We start from the raw sequence: 260 nt of genomic DNA, 5'->3' as shown, positions 1-260 counted from the left end.
ATCTTCCGTTTTCTATTGTTCTTCCAAGGGTTCCACAACTGGACCTTAAACCCCTTCCACATGATGGGAGTGGCCGGCATCCTGGGTGGTGCATTGCTCTGCGCCATTCACGGAGCCACGGTGGAAAACACCTTGTTTGAAGACGGCGAAGGGTCCAACACCTTCCGCGCCTTCGAACCCACCCAAGCCGAAGAAACCTACTCGATGGTCACTGCGAACCGCTTCTGGTCGCAAATCTTCGGGATTGCCTTCTCCAACAA

Annotated in this window: 1 pseudogene; it reads left to right on the top strand. The window is 54.2% G+C overall.

The features are described 5' to 3' along the window. A pseudogene (locus LKK83_RS00490) lies at window positions 1–260 on the top strand (photosystem II D2 protein (photosystem q(a) protein)); the annotation flags it as partial.

Source organism: Phormidium sp. CCY1219 (genome assembly GCF_035615515.1).
Lineage (GTDB): Bacteria > Cyanobacteriota > Cyanobacteriia > Cyanobacteriales > Laspinemataceae > CCY1219.
The sequence above is the reverse complement of the archived record's forward strand: the minus strand, read 5'-3'. Positions and strand labels throughout refer to the sequence as shown.